Origin of the sequence: Sphingomonas sp. RB1R13, assembly GCF_036663775.1 — a bacterium.
GTDB lineage: Bacteria > Pseudomonadota > Alphaproteobacteria > Sphingomonadales > Sphingomonadaceae > Sphingomicrobium.
In genome coordinates this window covers 17,042-35,887 of the sequence record NZ_JAXOJM010000004.1, presented here as the reverse complement: position 1 = coordinate 35,887, position 18,846 = coordinate 17,042, and the positions used below count along the sequence as shown (strand labels likewise).

Genomic DNA, 18,846 nt, shown 5'->3' with positions numbered 1-18,846 from the left:
GTGGCCCACATGAGGGCAAATGCGAATCCTTTAACGACGCGGTTTACGACCAACCGCGTCAGGGACGCGCCAGTGCGAGGGAACCTGGCTCAGGCGCGGTAGAATATATGCGCGCCGATCTTCTCGACCTTAATCAACGCCTGCCGCCAGCGAGGCGCGACATAGTCGGCGTGGTACCACAGCACGTCTGAAGGAAGGCTCGCGACCAGCCGCTTCGTGGCGATACGGGCAATCGCCTGAGCCCTGCGCCAGGCGTTGCAGCCGGCATCGACCGACGGGAAATTGCCGTCACGGACGAACGAGAATTGAGCATGCTGCTTGACGACCCCGCAAAGGCTGGCGGGATAGCGGCCCGACGCCGCCCGGTTGAGCACAACTTGCGCGACCGCCAGCTGGCCTTCGAGCGGCTCGCCCTTGCTTTCGAAATAGACTGCGGTCGCGAGACAGTTGGCCTCCTCGTCGAGGATCCCCACGCTGTTGGCGTCGACCATTGCCGCAAGCCCGCTGAGCGGCACCCCGAGCATCGGTGATTCGCGATGGACCATCACGGCATAGGGGGCCGGCGAGTAAGTCGGCGCCATCGGCGCGGGCACCAGGCTCGGTGCCTGCTGGGCATAAGCGGGGGCATTGGCTTGGGCGCTTCGGGCGACCGCATTGATCAGTGCCTGGGTGCGCAGGTCAAAGGCTGGTGCCGGTGCAACCGCGACAGCGACCGGCTGAGGCTGAGGCTGAGGCTGAGCTTGAGCCTGTGCCGCCGCTGCCGGGCTCGACGCCCCGACGAGAAACAACAAAAAGCATCCGACCGCGGCCACGCCGCGGGCTCCCAGATAACGGGTCAAATCTTGCTCTGTCTCGTGCGGCCAATCATCCTCGGTGCGCGATCTTCGCATCGCACCGAGGGAGATCGTCCGTCTCGCCCCGGGACCTTCGGCGTGAAGTCACGCCCTGGGTCCGCTCGCTCTCAAATCAGTTTGCGAGGAGAGACATAGCGGGCGACCACTTAAAAAATAGTGACCGGACGGCGAGTCGAGACAGTTCCGGGACGAAACCCGGAACTGTCTCTAGTCAGGCCGCTTTTGATCGGCTCGCGCGCTTGCGATCATGCGGATCGAGATGGATCTTGCGAAGTCGAATCGACCCGGGCGTTACTTCGACCAACTCGTCTTCGTCAATATAAGCTATCGCCTGCTCCAGCGTCATGCGCTTTGGCGGAGTCAGTCGGATCGCGTCATCCTTGCCGCCCGACGCGCGGAAGTTGGTCAGCTGCTTGGCCTTCATCGGATTGACTTCAAGGTCGTCGGTCTTAGCATTCTCGCCAACGATCATGCCTTCATAAAGCGCTTCCTGATGCGCCACGAACAGAATCCCGCGCTCCTCAAGCGGCCCGAGGGCATAGTTGTTGGCCTCGCCCGACCCATTGGAAATGAGCACGCCATTCTTGCGGCCCTCGATATTGCCCTTGTGCGGGCCATAACGTTCGAACAATCGGTTCATGATACCCGTGCCGCGCGTGTCGGACAGGAACTCGCCGTGATAGCCGATCAGGCCGCGCGACGGGGCTGAGAAAGTGATGCGGGTCTTGCCGCCGCCCGACGGACGCATGTCGGTCAGCTCTGCCTTGCGCATCGCCATCTTCTCGACGACCGTTCCCGAATATTCGTCATCGACGTCGATCACGACGGTCTCGTACGGCTCGGTCTTCTTGCCATTCTCGTCCTCGCGGAACAGGACTCGCGGGCGGCTGATGCCGAGCTCGAACCCTTCGCGACGCATCATTTCGATAAGCACGCCAAGCTGCAGCTCGCCGCGGCCAGCTACTTCGAAGCTGTCCTTGTCGGCGCTCTCGGTAACCTTGATCGCGACGTTCGATTCGGCTTCGCGGAACAAACGGTCACGGATCATCCGCGACGTGACCTTGGTGCCCTCTCGGCCCGCCATCGGCGAATCATTGACCGCAAAGCGCATCGAGAGCGTTGGCGGATCGATCGGCTGGGCATGAAGCGGCTCGCTGACCGACGGGTCGGCAATCGTATCGGCGACGGTCGCGATGGTCAGGCCAGCGATCGAGATGATGTCGCCGGCGTTGGCCACATCGACCGGAACCCGCTCGAGCCCGCGGAACGCCATGATCTTCGAGGCACGGCCGGTCTCGACGATCTTGCCATCGGGGCTGAGCGCATGAATCGGCGCATTGGTCTTGATCGATCCCGAAAAGACCAGGCCAGTCAGGATACGACCAAGGAAATTATCACGGTCGAGCAGGGTCACCAGGAATTTGAACGGGCCATCGGGATCCGCCGACGGGGCCGGCACATGCTCGACAATCTTCTCGAACAGCGGCGCCAGCGTGCCGTCGCGAACATCATCGGTCAGCGCGGCATATCCATTGCGGCCCGAGGCGTAGAGCACGGGGAAATCGAGTTGCTCGTCATTGGCTTCGAGCAGAACGAACAGGTCGAACACCTCGTCGAGCACTTCTTGCGAACGCGCGTCGGGGCGGTCGATCTTGTTGACGACAACAATCGGCTTGAGCCCCAGCGCAAGCGCCTTGCCGGTGACGAACTTGGTCTGCGGCATCGGCCCTTCGGCAGCGTCGACGAGCAGGATAACGCCATCGACCATCGACAAGATACGCTCGACTTCGCCGCCGAAATCGGCGTGACCGGGGGTATCGACGATGTTGATGTGGGTCGTCGTGCCATCCGCGCCGGGCCACTCGACCGAGGTGCACTTAGCGAGAATCGTGATCCCGCGCTCCTTCTCGAGGTCGTTCGAATCCATCGCACGCTCTTCGACGCGCTGATTGTCGCGGAAGGTGCCCGACTGGCGGAAAAGCTGGTCGACAAGGGTCGTCTTGCCGTGATCGACGTGGGCGATGATCGCCACGTTGCGTGAGGACATGGTTCGATTTTTCCGAAAAAGAGAAGGCGCGCCCCTAGCCTAAGTGGTGCGCTGCAGCAAGGTTTGGCTTCAACCGGTGACGGCTCGCTCGATCCGGTCATCGATGGACTCGTCCGGACGACGGGCGGCGGCGATCAGCAGCGACACTCCGGCATAGGTCACGACTGAGGTCACCAGCCAGCGGAGCATTGTAAGCGGGAGGTCCCGAACCACGAATGCTGCAATCAATACTGCCGGGATCGCGCCGAGCGTCAGCCCGACCGCGATCCTGAGGTCGATCCGCCTTTCACGAATGACCCGCGTGGCCGACGTGCAGCCGGCGAACGATGCCGCGCAAGCCATGATCGGGAAGGCCAGCCGCGGGTCCATTCCAAACAGGCTCAACATCGCCAGTGTCGGCGCGTAATTGCCGACGCCGAAGCTCATCAATATGCCGAACAGCAGGTGCGCCGCGACGGCAATCAGGAAATAGGGCTGGGCAAGAGTAGTCGCCGTGCCGCCGGCGGGCATCAGGTCGAGGTTGGACAGGGCGTAGAAGACGGCCGCCACCAGCAAGGCAATGCCGACGATCGTTTGCACCACTCGGATCGGCAGGCGCAGCGCGATCGGCACGCCGAGGATCCCGCCGATGACCATCGACACGCTGCAGGCGATGATCAGCCACGGGTCGACCCGGACGCCGAGCAGGACGAGGAAGATCAGCGCCTGAGCCACTGAGGGGAGGATGTAGCCGGCCAGCATCGTAAGGGGCATCATCCGGTCGGGGACCATTTGGCGGAAGCGCATCCACGCCATCGTCGGGGCGAACGAACCGATGCCAAGCGTATCGAAGAAGTTGGTCACCGCACCGAGCAGGATTGGTTCGAAACGAGGGAGATATTGGCGCGAGATGACGGCGGCGCGTGCCAGCGCGAAACCGTAAGCAACGGCAGCGAGTGCAAGCGTCGCCAGCAACAATGTCAACATCATCAACCCCCCAGATTGGCCGGCAACGCTACTTCGGCATGCGTTCCAAAATCTCGAGGGCGCGTTCGACGGCGCGCAATTCGCTCTGCGCCAAACGACTGACGCGCCGGACGAGGGGACCCGCAGCGGTGCCCCGCTGGGTGAGGAGCGCCCTGCCCTGTTCGGTCAGCCGCAGCGCCAGGCGGCGGCGGTTGGTCGGGTCGGGAGCGCGGTCGACATGGCCGGCCTGGACCAGTGCCTCGACCCCGCGGCTGGCGGCAGGGGCGCCGCGGGCAGATGCGGCCGCGACCTGGCCGAGAGTGGCTGGTTCATGATCGGCCACGGCGGCCAGCAGGGCGCGGGTCGCGCGGTCGCCACGATCGGCATGGCGTTGGTCGTCGAGCGCTTCAAACAGCGCCGACAGCCGCTGGGCGATGGCCTGGGGTGTTGACTGATTCCACATTTTGCCAAGTTGCAACAGTTTCGTGCATTTTACAATTGCATGGTGAAATTTGCGATGCTGGATTGCTTCGTCGCTGTGCTCCTCGCAAGGACGGAAAGATGGACCAGCCTACCGCACCTCGCCCGCCCCTGCCCCGAACCGTCTGGATACTCGGGGTCGTCAGCCTCTTGATGGACCTGTCGAGCGAGATTTATCACGCGCTGCTGCCGGCCTTCCTGACGGTCACGCTCGGGCTGCCGGTGGCGGCGATGGGGGCGCTCGACGGATTTGCCGAGGCGACGGCGTCGATGTCGAAGCTGGTGTCGGGCAAGCTGAGCGACCGCAATCGCAAGCGCAAGCCGTGGGTGCTGTTGGGCTATGGCATGGCGGCGCTGTCAAAACCGCTGTTTCCGCTGGCCAGCGGGATTATCCCGGTCCTCGGGGCGCGCTTCATCGACCGGATCGGCAAGGGCATCAGGGGCGCGCCGAGGGATGCAATGATCGCCGACGAGACCCCGCCCGAGTTGCGGGGCCGAGCGTTCGGGCTGCGTCAGTCGATGGACACGGTCGGGGCGTTCCTGGCGCCGCTGGCGGCGATCGGGCTGATGATCTGGTTCCGGAACGACATCAGGGCGGTGTTCTGGGTGGCGGTGATCCCGGCTTTCCTTTCCTTCTTTTTTGCCTGGACGATGCTGCGGGAAACGGGCGAGCGGACGACGCCCAAGGCCAAGATGGTGTGGGGCGGGTTCCGGGCGCTCGATCCGGCGGTCAAGCGGCTGATCGGGGTGGGCTTTCTGTTCGGCCTTGCCCGCTTTTCGGAGAGCTTCCTGATCCTGAAAGGGATTGATGCCGGCATCGCGCCGAGCTGGTCGCCGATCGTGCTGGCCTTGTTCAACCTCGCCTATCTGCTGCTGGCCTATCCCGCGGGGGCGCTGAGTGACCGGATGAGCCCGAAGACGCTGCTGTTGGTCGGGATTGGACTGCTGGTGGTCGCCGACCTGGTGCTGGCCGAAGGGATGTCGTTGTGGACGCTTGGGCTCGGCGTTGTCCTGTGGGGAGCGCATATGGCGTTTACGCAGGGGATTTTCAGCCGGATGATTGCCGATGCCGCGCCGGAGCATCAGCGGGCAACGAGCTTTGGTGCCTTCTTCTTCGTCAACGGTATTGCAGCGCTGCTGTCGAGTCTTGGTGCCGGGCTGTTGTGGGACCAGAGTGGCGCTCCGGCGACCTTCAACGCCGGGGCGCTGCTGGCCGCGATTGCCGGGGCGATGTTGCTGCTGTTGCCGAAACCCGCGTCAGCCGCGCGGTGAGTGGAACGGCGGCATCCGGTCGGCAACAATCGACTTGTCGAAGAATTGCTGCTTGAGCGCGGCGGCGACGTGAAGGACGAGAAGACCGATCATTCCCCACGCAAGGATCGTATGGCTTTCGGCGACCCCGTAATAGGGCAGCACAGGGATGGATATTCCGCCGATCAATCCCGTCATCCCAGTAGGGGAATGTTCGCCGACCAGTGACAGGCCGGTGAGCGGTAGCGCGAACATCAGGAAGTAGAAAAGGCGGTGATTCCAGACGGCCGCCACGCGCTCCCACCTCGGAAGGTCATCGGGAAAAGCGGGCGGCTTGTTAGTCAGGCGGACAGCCAAACGAGCGATAGCCAGCAGGAGGATCACGACCCCAACAGTCTTGTGCCAGGTAAACATCTCGATCCGCGCCGGGCCCTTGGGCATATCGCCGAATTTGAGGCCGAGGATGATCTGGGCGATGATCAGCGCCGCACTGAGCCAGTGAATCGCAATTGCGATGCTCGTATAGCGCTGGACCGAACCACCCGTCGTCTCGTCGATCATCCGGTCCATGCTTGTCTTCCTCAATCAGTCAGTCGTTCAGCGCGTGAACTTGCCACCGGATGCTGCCGTGTCGAGCAGTAACTGACTGAAGGAGAAATCGCTCCCCATCCGCTGCTCCTGGTTTTTGAGCCCGGCAACGATCTTGTCGAGGCCTTCGCCATCGGCCCAATGCATCGGGCCGCCGCGATAGACTGGCCAGCCATAGCCATAGACCCACACGACATCGATGTCCGAGGCGCGCTGCGCCATGCCTTCCTCGAGGATTTTCGCGCCCTCGTTGACCATGGTGTAAAGGGTGCGTTCGATGATTTCCTGGTCGGTGATGTCGCGCTTCTGAACGCCTTCCCTGGTGCGGAAGTCGTCGATGATTTCCTGCACGCGCGGGCTTGGGCTCGGGCGGCGCTTTTCGTCATAATCGTAGAAGCCGGCGCTTTTCTTCTGGCCCCAGCGGCCCTCGGCGGCGAGCGCGTCGCGGATATTCTCGATCCGGGTGGGATCGCGGTGCCAGCCGATATCAACCCCGGCGAGGTCGGCCATCTGGAACGGACCCATCGGCATGCCGAACTCGACATGGACCCGGTCGATCTGATCGGGGGTGGCGCCTTCGAGCAGCAATTTGGTCGCTTCGACCTGGCGCGGCATGAGCATGCGGTTGCCGATGAAGCCGTGGCAGACACCAGCAACGACCGCGACTTTCTTGATCCGTTTGGCGAGCGCCATTGCGGTGACGAGGACGTCGGACTCGGTCCTGGCGCCACGAACGACCTCGAGCAGCTTCATGACATTGGCGGGTGAGAAGAAGTGCAGGCCAACTACGTCCTGTGGGCGCGAGGTGGCGGCGGCGATCTCGTCGACGTTGAGGTAGCTGGTGTTGGAGGCGAGGATGGCGCCGGGCTTGGCAATCTTGTCGAGCTTGCCGAAAATGTCCTTCTTGATCTCCATCGTTTCGAACACGGCTTCGATGATCAGGTCACAGTCGGCGAGCGCAGAAAAGTCGAGCGTGGGGGTGAGCGCGCCCATTGCCTGTTCGACCTGATCCGCGGTCATACGGCCCTTGGCGGCGGTCGCCTCGTAATTCTTGCGCATCGTGCCGGTGCCGCGGTCAAGCGCGTCCTGCGCCATTTCGACGATGGTGACGGGGATGCCGGCCGAGAGGAAGTTCATCGAGATACCGCCGCCCATCGTGCCGGCGCCGATGACGCCGACGCGGCGGATGTCGCGCGGTTTGGTGTAGGCGGGGATGTCGTCGATCTTCGACGCCTTGCGTTCGGCGAAGAAGAAATATTGCTGGGCGCGGGCCTGGGACCCGCTCATCAGCTGCATGAACAGGCGGCGTTCGTCGAGCACGCCTTCGGCATAGGGCTTGGCAAGCGCGGCTTCGACTGCCTGGATGTTGAGTTCGGGCGCCTCGAAGCCCTTCATCTTGCGCGCATTGGCCTTGCGAAAGTCGGCAAAGATCGCCGGGTTAGCGCGGGCTTCGGCGAGCTTGTCGTCGCGCTCAGACGATTTGGGGAGCGGGCGGATGTCCTTTACCTCGTTGGCAAAGGCGACCGCGTGCTGGACCAGGTCACCCTCGATCAGCCGGTCGACGAGGCCGATGCTGGCGGCTTCGGCGGCGCCGATCATGCCGCCGCCGGTGACCATTTCGAGCGCCTTGGGAACGCCCGCGACGCGCGGCAGGCGCTGGGTGCCGCCGGCGCCGGGGAGGAGGCCCAATTTGACCTCGGGAACGCCGAACTTGGCCGAGGGCACGGCAACGCGGTAATGGCAGCCGAGCGCGACCTCCAGCCCGCCGCCAAGCGCGGTGCCATGGATCGCGGCGATAACCGGCTTGGGACAATTTTCGATAATGTCGACGACTTCGGGCAGCCACGGCATGACCGGCGGCTTGCCGAATTCGGTGATGTCGGCGCCGGCGAAGAAGGTCTGCCCGGCGCAGGTGATGACGACCGAGTGGATGGCGTCGTCACCGGTTGCCTGCTCGATCGCGGCGACCAGGCCCTGGCGAACGGCGGCGCCGAGTGCGTTGACTGGCGGGTTGTTCGAGGTGACGATGAGGGTCGAGCCATGCTTGTGGGTCGAGATGGGCGAGGTCATGGGGGTCTCCGCAGATAGTCGGGGTTTTGGACAACTAGACAGTGTATCGCCAGTTTTCGTCATTCCTGTCAGGCTCGTCGCGAGCGACAATCGAGTCAGCCGCGATACGCATCGTTGGTTTTCGAACCATATTGGTTAGCCCAATACTTCAAAAGAAGACAGTTTTCTTTTTCGAATTCATATTGCCGTGCGGCCATAGCGTTGCGCGTTGAACGGGTGGGACGAGCTGAGGCCGCCGTCGACGACCAGCGCGTGGCCGTTGACGTAGCTTGCCTCGTCGGACGCGAGGAACAGCGCGGCATTGGCAATTTCGGGAGGCTCGCCACCGCGCTGTAGCGGGTTGAGGTGGCCAAGCTTGTCACCCTGCCCCTTTTCGCGGGCGCGTTCATAGATGAATTCGGTCATCCCGGTCTCGATCAGCCCGGGGCAAATGGCGTTGACGCGGATGCCGGAGCCGGTGAGCTGCTGCGCGGCCGAGCGGACGAGGCTGATGACCCCGGCCTTCGACGCCGAATAGGCCGGACCGCCCGCGCCCGAGCGGAGCCCCGCAACCGAGGCGGTGCAGATGATCGACGCGCCCGCGGTCATGACCGGAGCGGCATGCTTGATCATCAGGAAGGGGCCGATAAGGTTGACCCGGAGGATCTCGTTCCAGTCGTCGACCGATTGGTCGAAGATCGAGGCGAGACCGCCCGAAATGCCGGCGTTGGCGAAGGCGATGTCGAGCCGGCCGTGATCGGCGATGGCCTGGTCGACGAGGGACTTCACGGCCGCGTCGTCGCCCGCGTCGCAGGTGACATCGGCGCCGTGAAGGTCGGCGCCGATGACGGTCGCGCCTTCGCGGCGGAACAGGTCGACGGTCGCCTTGCCGATGCCCGAGCCCGCTCCAGTGACGATCGCGATCTTGCCCTGGAGGCGCATCAGAACCCCGCCCCGAAGGTGGTGCCGCCATCGACAATCAATGCCTGGCCAGTGACGAAGCTGGCGGCGTCGGAGGCGAGGAAGACCGCGGCGCCGGCGATCTCGTGGGGCTCGCCGATTCGTTGGAGGGCAGCGATACTGGTCACCATCTTGAGCGTTTCGGGATTCTCCCACAGCGCTTTCGCAAAATCGGTGCGGACGAGGCCGGGGGCGATCGCGTTGACGCGCACGCCCCGGGGCCCGAACTCGCTGGCGAGGTTGCGGACCAGCTGGAGGTCGGCAGCTTTCGAGATGTTGTAGGCCCCGATATTTTTCGAGCTGGTCACGCCGCCGACCGACGAGATGATGATGATCGAGCCGTGGCAGCGATCGAGCATGGCGGGGGCGGTCATCTGGACCAGCCAGTGGTTGGCGAGGACATTATTGTCGAAAATCTTGCGGAACTGCTCGTCGGTGATCGTGCCGAGCGGGCCGTAATGCGGGTTGGACGCCGCGTTGCAGACGAGGATGTCGACCGGCCCGAGCTGACGGACGGTTTCGTCGACCATGTGCTGGAGCGCGTCTTTCGAGGAAAGGCTGGCGGCGACGGCGATGGCGGTGCCCGGTCCGTGTTCGTCGTTGATCGCTTCGGCGACGGCGGTGCAACTGTCCTGGTTGCGCGAGGAAATGCAGACCTTGGCGCCATGCGCGGCGAGCCCCTGGGCGATGGCGAGGCCGATGCCGCGCGACGAGCCGGTAACAATGGCGACCTTGCCGGTCAGGTCGAAGAGTTTGTTCATGCGGTCACCTCGGGATATTTGCCGAACTCGTTGCGGGCGATGGCGCGGTTGTGGACTTCGTCGGGGCCGTCGGCGAAGCGCAGGGTGCGGATTCCGGCCCATGACGCCGCGAGCGGGGTATCCTGGCTGACGCCCATGCCGCCATGCGCCTGGATCGCCTCGTCGATGATTTTCAAGGCCATCAGCGGGGCCTTGACCTTGATCATCGAAATCTCGTTGCGCGCGGCCTTGTTGCCGGCCCTGTCCATCAGGTCGGCGGCCTTCAGGCATAGCAGGCGCGAGCAGTCGATCTCGATCCGGGCGTCGGCAACGCGTTGTTCCCACACGCTTTGTTCGGACAATTTCTTGCCGAAGGCAACGCGCGACTGGAGGCGGCGGACCATTGCTTCGAGGGCTTCCTCGGCAGCACCGATGGTACGCATGCAATGGTGGATCCGGCCCGGCCCGAGCCGACCTTGCGCGATTTCGAACCCCCTGCCCTCGCCAAGCAGCATGTTCGAGGCGGGGATGCGGACGTCCTTGAGCTCGATCTCCATATGGCCGTGGGGGGCGTCATCATAGCCATAGACCGAGAGGTGCCGCTCGATGGTCAGGCCGGCCGAGTCCATCGGCACGAGGACCATTGACTGCTGGCGGTAGGTCTTCTCGTCGGGGCTGGTCTTGCCCATCAATATGGCGACCTTGCAGCGCGGGTCCCCTGCCCCCGACGACCACCATTTGCGGCCATTGATGACATAGTCGTCGCCGTCGCGGCGGATTTCGGTCTGGATGTTGGTCGCGTCGGACGACGCCACGGCAGGCTCGGTCATCAGGAAGGCCGAGCGGATTTCGCCGCGCATCAGCGGGCCGAGCCACTGGTCCTTCTGATCGCGGGAGCCGTAGCGGTGGAAGACTTCCATGTTGCCGGTATCGGGCGCCGAACAGTTGAACACCTCGGCCGACCAGATGATGCGGCCCATTTCCTCGGCACATAGTGCATATTCGAGGTTGGAGAGCTGTTCGCCCTCGAACGCGAAACTCTCGTCGACGTGGGCGAGGACGGGGGCGGGAGGCATGAACAGGTTCCACAGCCCGGCGGCGCGCGCGAGCGGCTTGAGGTCCTCGATCAGCTGGATCGGTTGCCACCGGTCACCGGCGTCGATCTGCTTCTTATAGTCGGCGACTCGGGGGCGGACATGCTCGGTGATGAACGCGCGGACCCGGTCGCGGAAGAAAGACTGGCGTTCCGTAAGGTCAAAATCCACTTGGCCATCCTCTCGACTGCCGGTCGGTTCCCGGGCGTTGACGACGCGCTAGGACGGGCGCTGGCCAAGGGCAAGACGGGGGGTGCGCGAAGACCGCGATCTCCCCGCTATGCTGAAGGCCGTTGCTGTCGCTTGACCGGCCCGAGGATTGACGGTGTGACGAAATATGCCCGGCAGGCGGTTGTCGGGGGTTGAGTTTCATCGGGCCACTTGCTTTAGCGTAGGTTCGCACTGGCGCCAGTCCGGCGGCCCCTTGGGAGAGTGAAAAATGGTTGAGCTCGACACCTTCAGGGGCGACACAAGCGCTTGGCTCGAGGCCAATTGCCCGCCCGAAATGCGGGTGCCGATGCGGTCCGAGAAGGACGCCTGCTGGGGCGGACGGGGGTGGGTTTTCCAGTCCCCGGCGCAGGACGCCTGGCTTCGCGCGATGGCCGGAAAGGGGTGGACGGTCCCTGACTGGCCGAGCGCCTATGGCGGCGGCGGGCTGGACGCGGCGGAGACCAAGGTGCTGCGCGAGGAGATGGCGGCGATTGGCGCGCGCAACCCGCTCAGCAGTTTCGGAATTTCGATGCTTGGGCCGGCGCTGCTTAAATATGGCAGCGAGGAGCAGAAGCTGCGGTTCCTGCCCGAGATTGCGCGCGGTGAAATCCGCTGGTGCCAGGGTTATTCGGAGCCGGGCGCGGGGTCCGACCTGGCCGGGCTGCAGACCAAGGCCGAAGATGCGGGTGATCATTTTATCGTCAACGGGCAAAAGGTGTGGACCAGCTATGCCGACGAAGCGGACTGGATCTTCTGCCTGGTGCGGACGTCGAGCGAGACCAAGCATGGTGGGATCAGCTTCCTGCTGTTCGACATGGCGAGCGAAGGCGTGTCGACGAAACCGATCCTGCTGATCAGTGGCAATTCGCCCTTCTGCGAGACATTCTTTGACGATGTGAAGGTGCCCAAGGACCAGCTGGTCGGCGAGCTCAACAAGGGCTGGGATGTCGCGAAATATCTGTTGGGTCATGAGCGCGAGATGATTTCAGGGATGGGGCTTGGCGCCGAGCGGCAGGCGCTGGGCGCTTCGCTTACAGGAAATGGCGGACCGATCGACGATCCGGTGCTTCGCGCCGATATCGCCGCGTTCGATGTCGACAGCCTGGCATTTGCGGCGATGAGCGAGCATTTCCTCGACCAGCTGAAGCATGGCGAGACGCATCCCGCGATGCCGAGCATGATGAAATATGCCGGGACCGAGCTTAACAAGGCGCGCCACGAGCTGATTATGGCGGCGGGCGGATCTGACACGCTGGAATGGGACAGCGACCGGTCGCGCGGCGGCAAGGCAGCGCGCGAGTGGCTGCGGACCAAGGCCAATTCGATCGAGGGCGGGACGAGCGAAGTCCAGCTGGGCATTATCGCCAAACATATCCTTCGCCTTCCGGGAGCCTGATCGTGCGCCTCAGTGATGACCAGACGATGCTTGCCGATACGGCGCGGACCTTTCTTGCCGAAGAAGGGAGTATTTCGAAGCAGCTGCGCCACTGGCGCGACATCGGCTGCAAGGACGGGTTCGGGCACGATCACTGGAAACAGTTTGCCGAGCTGGGGCTGACCGGCATCTGCATCCCTGAAGGCGCTGGCGGGATGGGCATGGGGGCGGCCGAGGCTGGGCTGGTGCTGGAGGAGATCGGGCGCAACCTGACCCCCTCCCCGTTCCTGACGACCGCAGTGGCGGCGGTGCGCGCGCTGGAGGGAAGTGCCCAGGCGGAGCGCTGGTATCCGGGGATATTGGCCGGGGAGACGGTGGCCGCGCTGGCGATCGACGAAGGTCGGCGGCATGACCCAAGCGGGATCACGATGCGCGCCGAGAAATCGGGCAATGGCTTCACCCTGTCGGGGGCCAAGCAATTCGTGGTCCATGGGGCGAGCGCGGACCTGATCCTGGTCGCGGCGCGGACGGGCGGATCGGCGGGCGACGCCGACGGGCTGACGCTGTTCGCGGTAGCGAGCGATGCGGCCGGGCTGGGGATCGAGGATGTGGTGCTGGCGGATAGCTCGCACGCGGCGCGGCTGACGTTCGAGAATGTGGCGGTGGATGGCGACGCAGTGGTCGGTGAGGTCGATGGTGGGGGCGTGGCGCTAGCCCGCGCGCTTGGTGCGGGGCGCGCCGGGGCGGCGGCCGAGCTAGTCGGGGTTGCCGCGGGGGCAAGCGCGATGACGCTCGACTACCTCAAGCAGCGCAAGCAGTTCGGACGGCTGATCGGCGAGTTCCAGGCGCTTCAGCATCGGTCGGCGCACCTGTTCGGCGAGATCGAGATTGCCCGCGCGGTGGCGCAAAAGGCGGCGGCGCTGATCGATGCCGGGGATGCGCGCGCCGAGCTGATGGTCTCGGTCGCCAAGGCCAAGGCAGGCAAGGTTGCCGCGCTGGCGGTGCAGGAAGCGGTCCAGATGCACGGCGGGATCGGGATGACCGACGCGCACGACATCGGCCTGTACATGAAGCGCGAGGCGGTACTCGGCGAGCTGTTCGGAAGCGCGCGGTGGCACGCCAACCGGGTAGCGGAGCTTAGTGGTTACTGAGCTGGCTTGCCCAAGCTCAGCGGTTAAGCTTTTTCAGGTCGCTCGAACAGGAAGTTGAGGCGCGCCAGGGCAATCGGGGTGTGCTCGTCGTCCTGCCATGCGCGGACTTCGAGATTGGCGATTCGCTGGCCGAGCCGGATGATTTCGGCACGCGCGGTAGTGTCCTCGAGCTTGCCGCCGCGCATATAGTCGACGGTGACGGTGATCGGCTTGATGACCGTTTCCTCCTCGCCGAGGGCGGCGCGAAGGGCGGCGAAGGCGGTAAATTCGAGCAGCCCGGCAATCGCCCCGCCATGGAGGAAGCCCGGACGCCCGACGACCCCGTCGTGCGCCGGCATGCGCATGAGTGCGGTCATATCGTCGGTGGCGGGCACGGGTTGCAGGCGAAGGAGCTGCGCGTAGGGGGGAAGGCCGGGCATGGTGCTGGCCTTAGGGGCAGATCGGGGGCGGCGAAAGCCGCAACGTGCCGCTATCCCCGCGCCTTGAACCCGCACAGGATGCCAAGAACGAAGCTGGTGACCAGCGCCAGCTGGATCATGCTGTTGGCGGAGTCCCAGCCGAAATAATCGGCGCCCCAGCCGAACAGGAAGATGAACATTGCCGATGCGATTGCGACGATCATGCCCCGGCCTCCTTCTCATGTATCGTGGTAGCGACGAGTGTGCCCGGCCATGGTAAAGAAAGAGTGAATCGTTGAAGTATGGGCAAGCCTTCGCCATAGCGCGGCAAACAATCCCGAAAGGCCCCTGCATGAAAGCGCGAATCTTTGTCACGTTGAAGCCCGGCGTGCTCGATCCGCAGGGCAAGGCGATCCATCACGCGCTCGAGGGGCTGGGGTTTGACGGCGTCAGCGACGTGCGCGCGGGCAAGCTGATAGAGCTCGACCTGGCCGACGGCACGAGCGAAGCCGACATTGAGGCGATGTGCCGCAAGTTGCTGGCCAACACGGTGATCGAGAATTTCAAGATCGAGCAGCTCGCGTGAAGAGCGCGGTGCTGGTTTTTCCCGGGTCGAACTGTGACCGCGACCTGGCCGTCGCGATCGAGGCCGTGACGGGCGCCAAGCCGGCAATGGTTTGGCATCGCGAGACCGAGCTTCCCGACGGGACCGATTTCATCGCGATCCCGGGGGGTTTTTCCTATGGCGATTATCTGCGCTCCGGGGCAATGGCGGCGCGATCGCCGGTGATGCGTGCAGTCGCCGATGCAGCGGCGCGCGGGGTGCCCGTGCTGGGAGTGTGCAACGGCTTTCAGGTGCTGACCGAGGCGGGGCTGCTGCCCGGCGTGCTGATGCGCAATGCCGGGCTGAGCTTCATCTGCCGGACGGTGCCACTGACGGTCGAGAACAGCCAGACGATGTTCACGGGGGCCTATCGCGCGGGCGAGCAGATCCGCGTGCCGATCGCGCATCATGACGGCAATTACCAGGCCGATGCCGAGACGCTCGACCGACTGGAAGGCGAAGGCCGGGTGGCGTTGCGCTACGCCGAGCCGGTCAACGGGTCTGCGCGCGACATCGCCGGGATCGTCAACGATGTCGGCAATGTGCTGGGCCTGATGCCCCACCCCGAACGGGCGGTCGACCCGCTCCACGGTGGCAGCGACGGGCGGCGGATGTTTGAAAGCGCCTTGGGCAGCCTGGTTGAAGCGGTCGGATAGTTTTTGGTTTTGCAGAGCCGCGCAATAAGCGCGGGCGGCCATTCGGCCTTGCGGCGCTTTGCGCCGGGTCATAAGCGATTTGCCACGCGCCCGTAGCTCAGCTGGATAGAGCACGAGACTTCTAATCTTGAGGCCGCTGGTTCGAATCCAGCCGGGCGCGCCACGCATTCCTTAAGTACGGAGGAAAACAGCAGTTCCTGAAGGCCGCTCAATTTCTCCCCGCATTTCCGCGGCTTTGCAGGCTGCGTTTTCCGGCCCGTGGCCAGAGACGGGGGAAGCGCTAACGATTCGACACGTAGATTAGCCAGAGTCTCGAATGGTAATTTTCGTGGCCACGGAATGACAAAGCCCGCCACGAGGGCGGGCTAGCGGCATGATACAATTTGAGGCTCTAACCGAACCCGAGCATCTCGCGCTGAGCTTTCCAGCAAAGCGGAAGGTCGCCGCGTTCGAGCTTTCGTGATCGCAGGCCACCCGGTTGGCGTCCCTCAACGATGGCGGCGACAATGTCCGGGGCGAGATAAGCGATGCGGGCCACCCGGACGAGTTCCCGTCGAAGGTCGCGGGGCGCGGTCATGTCCAATGCTGCGAGCTGCTCTCGAGCCGCATGAGCGCGAATGAGCAGTGCAATGAGCTTGGGGTCACGGTCGTCATGCCCGCCGACGGGATCGACGCGCAATTTAAGTTCTTGTCCGCGGCGTTGAAGGGAAGCGGGCACGGTGATCGTCATTCGCTCTGACACGCTGCTCCAGTCCGCCTGGGGATCGATCAGCTTGAGAAACTGGTCTTTGCAGAGGCTGGCTGAAATACCATCGTTCTCGATTACGATCCTGAGATCGAGGACGAGCAGCATCGGCCTGAGGGTAGAGGTTCGAGCCCGCCGAACCACTTCAGCGAACTTCTGCTGGCCCGAGCGGAGGCGCGTGATCTCCGTGGCAGAGATGATCGGCGAATCCGCAATCAACGACGCGGTATCGTCGGTTGCTCGAAGCAACGCTGCGATGACAGATGCCTCCAGCGTCTTTGCCGGCAGGCGCATTGCGAGCGCCGGTTGGTCGACGCTCGGTTCATTTGAGACGTAATAGCGGTATCGCTTTCCGCCTTTCAACGTGTGGCTCGGTGACATCGGCCGGCCGGCACCATCGCGGATCATTCCCGCCAGCAGGCTTGGCGAGGTAAAGTGCTTGCCGCTTCGGCGATCCCCGATGTTGGACGCAAGCAATGCTTGTACATCATCGAACAGCGCTTCGGGGACGATCGCGCCATGCTCGCCGGGGTAAACCTTGTCATGATGGACGATGTCGCCACAGTAGATGCGGTTCTTCAAGAAATAGTGGAGCGCCCCTCGGCTGAACGGATTACTCCCGCGAAGGCTGCCATCGCGCATAATCTGGGATTTGGTAACGACGCCAGTGGCTCGAAGATCGTCAAGCAATGCCCGCACCGTGCCCAGCTCAAGGTAGCGCTGAAAGATACGCCGGACGATTTGCGCTTCCGCCTCATCGACAATTAGCTTGCGGTCCTTCGCCTGATAGCCAAGCGGGACGCAGCCGCCCATCCACATCCCCTTGGTCTTTGAGGCGGCAATCTTGTCCCGCACCCGCTCCGAGATAACCTCGCGTTCAAACTGGGCGAATGACAGAAGCACGTTTAGCGTCAGCCGGCCCATGCTGGTCGTGGTGTTGAACGCCTGGGTGATCGAGACGAAGCTCGCCTCGGCAGCATCGAGGATATCCACGATCTTGGCAAAGTCCGATAGGGCACGGGTGAGACGGTCAACCTTGTAGACGACGATCACGTCGACCTTGCCCGATCGAACATCGGCCAGCAGTCGCTTCAGGCCCGGTCGCTCCATGGTGCCACCCGAGATCCCGCCATCATCATAATAGTCCGGGACAAGCAACCAGCCTTCGTGGCGCTGACTGATAATATAAGCTTCGCACGCCTCGCGCTGCGCATCGAGGCTGTTAAACTCCTGATTGAGCCCTTCTTCGGTCGACTTGCGGGTATAGATCGCACAGCGGAGCGAACCGCTACGCTGCTCCTGACGTTGGCTCCTGCCCTTCGCCATCTTAGCCTCGTGCCCTGCCGGTCAGGCCAAAGAAGCGCGGGCCTGACCAACGGGCCCCCGTAATCAGGCGGGCGATTGCGGTCAGCGAACGATAATGTTCGTCACGATACTCATACCCTCGGTCCAGAACGTGCACGTGGTGGGTTCGGCCGTGCCACTCGCGGCTCAGGCGCGTTCCCGGTTGTAACGGCCGAGGACGATCAGGAGACACTGACGCTGCGCCAAGCTCGATCACGCCCCGTCGGATCTCGCGCGCGACGTTGCTTGGCAAACCGCCGCTGGTCTTTTCCTGCAACGTGTAGGCAAGCGCCCTCGCGAGCAGGTCAGGTCCAAAAGCTGCTGGAGGGTCAGAGCGATAGACCCGGGTCCATTCGTCGCGAAGCGCCGGTGGCTTCATATCGGCCAGCACCACCAGCTTCTGCGCAAGCGGCGTCACGAAACGGCTTTCTCGATGCGGTAAGCAGTAATCCCTTCCCGGCTCTCCTTGGCAATGACGTAACCCTTCTTGCGCAGACCGGTCAGTGCTGCGCGGGTCGTGTGGGGCTGCCATCCCGTATGTTCGACCAAGTCGGCGAGAGAGGCGCCGCCTGGTCGCCCGAGCAGGATGGTGACCTGCGCGATCTTGGAGGCAAGCGCGACTGCTGGGTAGGCCAAAGGCAAGGTGCCATCATTTGGCGCAGCATCATGAGTCGGACGGGCTTTTCTTGAGGTTCGTGCCACGTTGGTGGTCCTTATGATGGTCGCAGCTTGATTGCTGCTTCCACCAACCACAGCCCCGCAGCCTGCAGGGCATTGCTGGACCCCGCGTTGCGCGGCCCGTCGCAACACCAATGCTCCGTTTTGGTCCCAAGTCGAATGGAAAGTGACGCGATGTCGTTAATCTTACGAAGTACGAAGCTGGGTCTGGACTTGGCAACGGAAGCGGACCCTGTGGTCCTCGCGAGGAGGACGAACCATGTTGGACGAGGATGTGGCAGATCTGGTTTGCCAGCTCTGCACTCGCGCGGGCATGATTATGGAAGACGTCAGCGTCATCGCCATCACCGCTCGAGTTGCAGACGTGGCAAGTGCGCGAAAGGTCACGACGCAATTACAAGCCGCCGCCGAGCGGATTGGCGCATTAGCGAAAGCCGCCGAGATGCTTATTGGCTGAGGTCAGGTCCGCTTCGCGCCCAATATCGGTCATCGAAGCCCTGCCATCGATCGCCGGTAAGCGGACGTTTTTGAGCATCCTTCAGGCGCCCGGATGTGGGACGTTGCCGACAGTCCGGTTTCAGGGCCTCGGGTGCGGTAAGCGGCGGTTAATTTAGCGCATCTGGAATGTCTGCCTCGCGCCCCAATCCTGGTCATTCTTAGGGCTGATGAATGCATAG

20 protein-coding genes and 1 tRNA gene are annotated in these 18,846 nt (G+C 63.5%); 7 read left to right on the top strand and 14 right to left on the bottom strand.

All coding sequences use genetic code 11. The features are described from left to right. Positions 1-89 precede the first annotated feature (89 nt). The 4 genes from U1700_RS12695 to U1700_RS12680 form a co-directional block, all read right to left on the bottom strand. Positions 90-812: a cell wall hydrolase gene (locus U1700_RS12695; RefSeq protein ID WP_332753054.1), complete on the bottom strand. Its 723-nt coding sequence runs from the start codon at positions 810-812 to the stop codon at positions 90-92. Between the two features lie 253 nt (positions 813-1,065). Then, the gene (gene typA, locus U1700_RS12690) at positions 1,066-2,901 is read right to left on the bottom strand and encodes a translational GTPase TypA (protein ID WP_332753053.1); all 1,836 of its coding nucleotides are present in this window, start codon (positions 2,899-2,901) and stop codon (positions 1,066-1,068) included. Between the two features lie 69 nt (positions 2,902-2,970). Continuing rightward, complete coding sequence (locus tag U1700_RS12685) at positions 2,971-3,870, bottom strand: sulfite exporter TauE/SafE family protein (protein WP_332753052.1); 900 nt, start codon at positions 3,868-3,870, stop codon at positions 2,971-2,973. Between the two features lie 25 nt (positions 3,871-3,895). Next, positions 3,896-4,309, bottom strand: a complete 414-nt coding sequence (locus U1700_RS12680) for a MarR family winged helix-turn-helix transcriptional regulator (RefSeq protein WP_332753051.1) — start codon at positions 4,307-4,309, stop codon at positions 3,896-3,898. Between the two features lie 98 nt (positions 4,310-4,407). On the opposite strand from U1700_RS12680, the gene U1700_RS12675 reads away from it, so the two are divergent. Continuing rightward, on the top strand, positions 4,408-5,598 hold the full coding sequence (locus U1700_RS12675) for an MFS transporter (protein ID WP_332753050.1): 1,191 nt from the start codon (positions 4,408-4,410) through the stop codon (positions 5,596-5,598). Here the strand turns inward: U1700_RS12675 and U1700_RS12670 are convergent. The 5 genes from U1700_RS12670 to U1700_RS12650 all read right to left on the bottom strand — a co-directional run bounded on the left by U1700_RS12670 (position 5,584) and on the right by U1700_RS12650 (position 11,179). Continuing rightward, entirely contained in the window at positions 5,584-6,147 is a 564-nt protein-coding gene (locus tag U1700_RS12670; protein WP_332753049.1) for a cytochrome b, read from the bottom strand. The genes U1700_RS12675 and U1700_RS12670 overlap by 15 nt on opposite strands. Positions 6,148-6,174: 27 nt before the next feature. After that, a complete protein-coding gene (locus U1700_RS12665; protein WP_332753048.1) occupies positions 6,175-8,235 on the bottom strand; it encodes a 3-hydroxyacyl-CoA dehydrogenase NAD-binding domain-containing protein in 2,061 nt (686 codons plus the stop codon). A gap of 177 nt (positions 8,236-8,412) precedes the next feature. Next, positions 8,413-9,156 carry an SDR family NAD(P)-dependent oxidoreductase gene (locus tag U1700_RS12660; protein WP_332753047.1) on the bottom strand — a complete coding sequence of 248 codons (744 nt, stop codon included), beginning with the start codon at positions 9,154-9,156 and terminating at the stop codon, positions 8,413-8,415. After that, positions 9,156-9,935 carry an SDR family NAD(P)-dependent oxidoreductase gene (locus U1700_RS12655; RefSeq protein ID WP_332753046.1) on the bottom strand — a complete coding sequence of 260 codons (780 nt, stop codon included), beginning with the start codon at positions 9,933-9,935 and terminating at the stop codon, positions 9,156-9,158. Before U1700_RS12655 ends, U1700_RS12660 begins: the two co-directional genes overlap by 1 nt. Further along, complete coding sequence (locus U1700_RS12650; protein WP_332753045.1) at positions 9,932-11,179, bottom strand: acyl-CoA dehydrogenase family protein; 1,248 nt, start codon at positions 11,177-11,179, stop codon at positions 9,932-9,934. The genes U1700_RS12655 and U1700_RS12650 overlap by 4 nt, the downstream gene beginning before the upstream one ends. A 268-nt stretch (positions 11,180-11,447) precedes the next feature. Between U1700_RS12650 and U1700_RS12645 the strand changes: the two genes are divergently transcribed. Both U1700_RS12645 and U1700_RS12640 read left to right on the top strand, forming a co-directional pair. Beyond that, positions 11,448-12,614 (top strand): acyl-CoA dehydrogenase family protein, encoded by a 1,167-nt coding sequence (locus tag U1700_RS12645; RefSeq protein WP_332753044.1) that lies wholly within the window; start codon positions 11,448-11,450, stop codon positions 12,612-12,614. Then, on the top strand, positions 12,611-13,744 hold the full coding sequence (locus U1700_RS12640; RefSeq protein WP_332753335.1) for an acyl-CoA dehydrogenase family protein: 1,134 nt from the start codon (positions 12,611-12,613) through the stop codon (positions 13,742-13,744). The genes U1700_RS12645 and U1700_RS12640 overlap by 4 nt, the downstream gene beginning before the upstream one ends. Positions 13,745-13,767: 23 nt before the next feature. On the opposite strand, the gene U1700_RS12635 is transcribed toward U1700_RS12640, so the two are convergent. Next, positions 13,768-14,163 (bottom strand): PaaI family thioesterase, encoded by a 396-nt coding sequence (locus tag U1700_RS12635; protein ID WP_332753043.1) that lies wholly within the window; start codon positions 14,161-14,163, stop codon positions 13,768-13,770. Positions 14,164-14,213: 50 nt separating this feature from the next. Beyond that, positions 14,214-14,366: a hypothetical protein gene (locus tag U1700_RS12630; RefSeq protein WP_332753042.1), complete on the bottom strand. Its 153-nt coding sequence runs from the start codon at positions 14,364-14,366 to the stop codon at positions 14,214-14,216. 128 nt (positions 14,367-14,494) lie between these two features. On the opposite strand from U1700_RS12630, the gene purS reads away from it, so the two are divergent. The 3 genes from purS to U1700_RS12615 all read left to right on the top strand — a co-directional run bounded on the left by purS (position 14,495) and on the right by U1700_RS12615 (position 15,565). Then, positions 14,495-14,728 carry a phosphoribosylformylglycinamidine synthase subunit PurS gene (gene purS, locus U1700_RS12625; RefSeq protein ID WP_332753041.1) on the top strand — a complete coding sequence of 78 codons (234 nt, stop codon included), beginning with the start codon at positions 14,495-14,497 and terminating at the stop codon, positions 14,726-14,728. Beyond that, a complete protein-coding gene (gene purQ, locus U1700_RS12620) occupies positions 14,725-15,402 on the top strand; it encodes a phosphoribosylformylglycinamidine synthase subunit PurQ (RefSeq protein WP_332753040.1) in 678 nt (225 codons plus the stop codon). Before purS ends, purQ begins: the two co-directional genes overlap by 4 nt. A gap of 86 nt (positions 15,403-15,488) precedes the next feature. Then, a tRNA-Arg gene (locus U1700_RS12615) sits at positions 15,489-15,565 on the top strand. 228 nt (positions 15,566-15,793) lie between these two features. Here U1700_RS12615 and U1700_RS12610 read toward each other — a convergent pair. The 3 genes from U1700_RS12610 to U1700_RS12600 are packed head-to-tail and all read right to left on the bottom strand — an operon-like array spanning position 15,794 to position 18,127. After that, complete coding sequence (locus tag U1700_RS12610; protein ID WP_332753039.1) at positions 15,794-17,473, bottom strand: recombinase family protein; 1,680 nt, start codon at positions 17,471-17,473, stop codon at positions 15,794-15,796. Position 17,474: 1 nt separating this feature from the next. Further along, on the bottom strand, positions 17,475-17,909 hold the full coding sequence (locus U1700_RS12605) for a DUF2924 domain-containing protein (RefSeq protein WP_332753038.1): 435 nt from the start codon (positions 17,907-17,909) through the stop codon (positions 17,475-17,477). Then, positions 17,906-18,127, bottom strand: coding sequence for a DUF3489 domain-containing protein (locus U1700_RS12600; protein WP_332753037.1), 222 nt, complete (start codon positions 18,125-18,127; stop codon positions 17,906-17,908). The genes U1700_RS12605 and U1700_RS12600 overlap by 4 nt, the downstream gene beginning before the upstream one ends. Positions 18,128-18,428: 301 nt before the next feature. Between U1700_RS12600 and U1700_RS12595 the strand changes: the two genes are divergently transcribed. Continuing rightward, a complete protein-coding gene (locus tag U1700_RS12595; RefSeq protein ID WP_332753036.1) occupies positions 18,429-18,626 on the top strand; it encodes a hypothetical protein in 198 nt (65 codons plus the stop codon). The last annotated feature ends 220 nt before the right edge of the window (positions 18,627-18,846 follow it).

Bases quoted from the DNA above. Each gene is read 5' to 3' on its own strand.
- typA (WP_332753053.1), bottom strand. From the start codon at position 2,901: ATGTCCTCACGCAACGTGGCGATCATCGCCCACGTCGATCACGGCAAG.
- U1700_RS12685 (WP_332753052.1), bottom strand. From the start codon at position 3,870: ATGATGTTGACATTGTTGCTGGCGACGCTTGCACTCGCTGCCGTTGCT.
- U1700_RS12610 (WP_332753039.1), bottom strand. From the start codon at position 17,473: ATGGCGAAGGGCAGGAGCCAACGTCAGGAGCAGCGTAGCGGTTCGCTC.
- U1700_RS12665 (WP_332753048.1), bottom strand. From the start codon at position 8,235: ATGACCTCGCCCATCTCGACCCACAAGCATGGCTCGACCCTCATCGTC.
- U1700_RS12635 (WP_332753043.1), bottom strand. From the start codon at position 14,163: ATGCCCGGCCTTCCCCCCTACGCGCAGCTCCTTCGCCTGCAACCCGTG.
- U1700_RS12680 (WP_332753051.1), bottom strand. From the start codon at position 4,309: ATGTGGAATCAGTCAACACCCCAGGCCATCGCCCAGCGGCTGTCGGCG.
- U1700_RS12675 (WP_332753050.1), top strand. From the start codon at position 4,408: ATGGACCAGCCTACCGCACCTCGCCCGCCCCTGCCCCGAACCGTCTGG.
- purS (WP_332753041.1), top strand. From the start codon at position 14,495: ATGAAAGCGCGAATCTTTGTCACGTTGAAGCCCGGCGTGCTCGATCCG.
- U1700_RS12660 (WP_332753047.1), bottom strand. From the start codon at position 9,156: ATGCGCCTCCAGGGCAAGATCGCGATCGTCACTGGAGCGGGCTCGGGC.
- U1700_RS12630 (WP_332753042.1), bottom strand. From the start codon at position 14,366: ATGATCGTCGCAATCGCATCGGCAATGTTCATCTTCCTGTTCGGCTGG.
- U1700_RS12595 (WP_332753036.1), top strand. From the start codon at position 18,429: ATGTTGGACGAGGATGTGGCAGATCTGGTTTGCCAGCTCTGCACTCGC.
- U1700_RS12655 (WP_332753046.1), bottom strand. From the start codon at position 9,935: ATGAACAAACTCTTCGACCTGACCGGCAAGGTCGCCATTGTTACCGGC.
- U1700_RS12645 (WP_332753044.1), top strand. From the start codon at position 11,448: ATGGTTGAGCTCGACACCTTCAGGGGCGACACAAGCGCTTGGCTCGAG.
- U1700_RS12670 (WP_332753049.1), bottom strand. From the start codon at position 6,147: ATGGACCGGATGATCGACGAGACGACGGGTGGTTCGGTCCAGCGCTAT.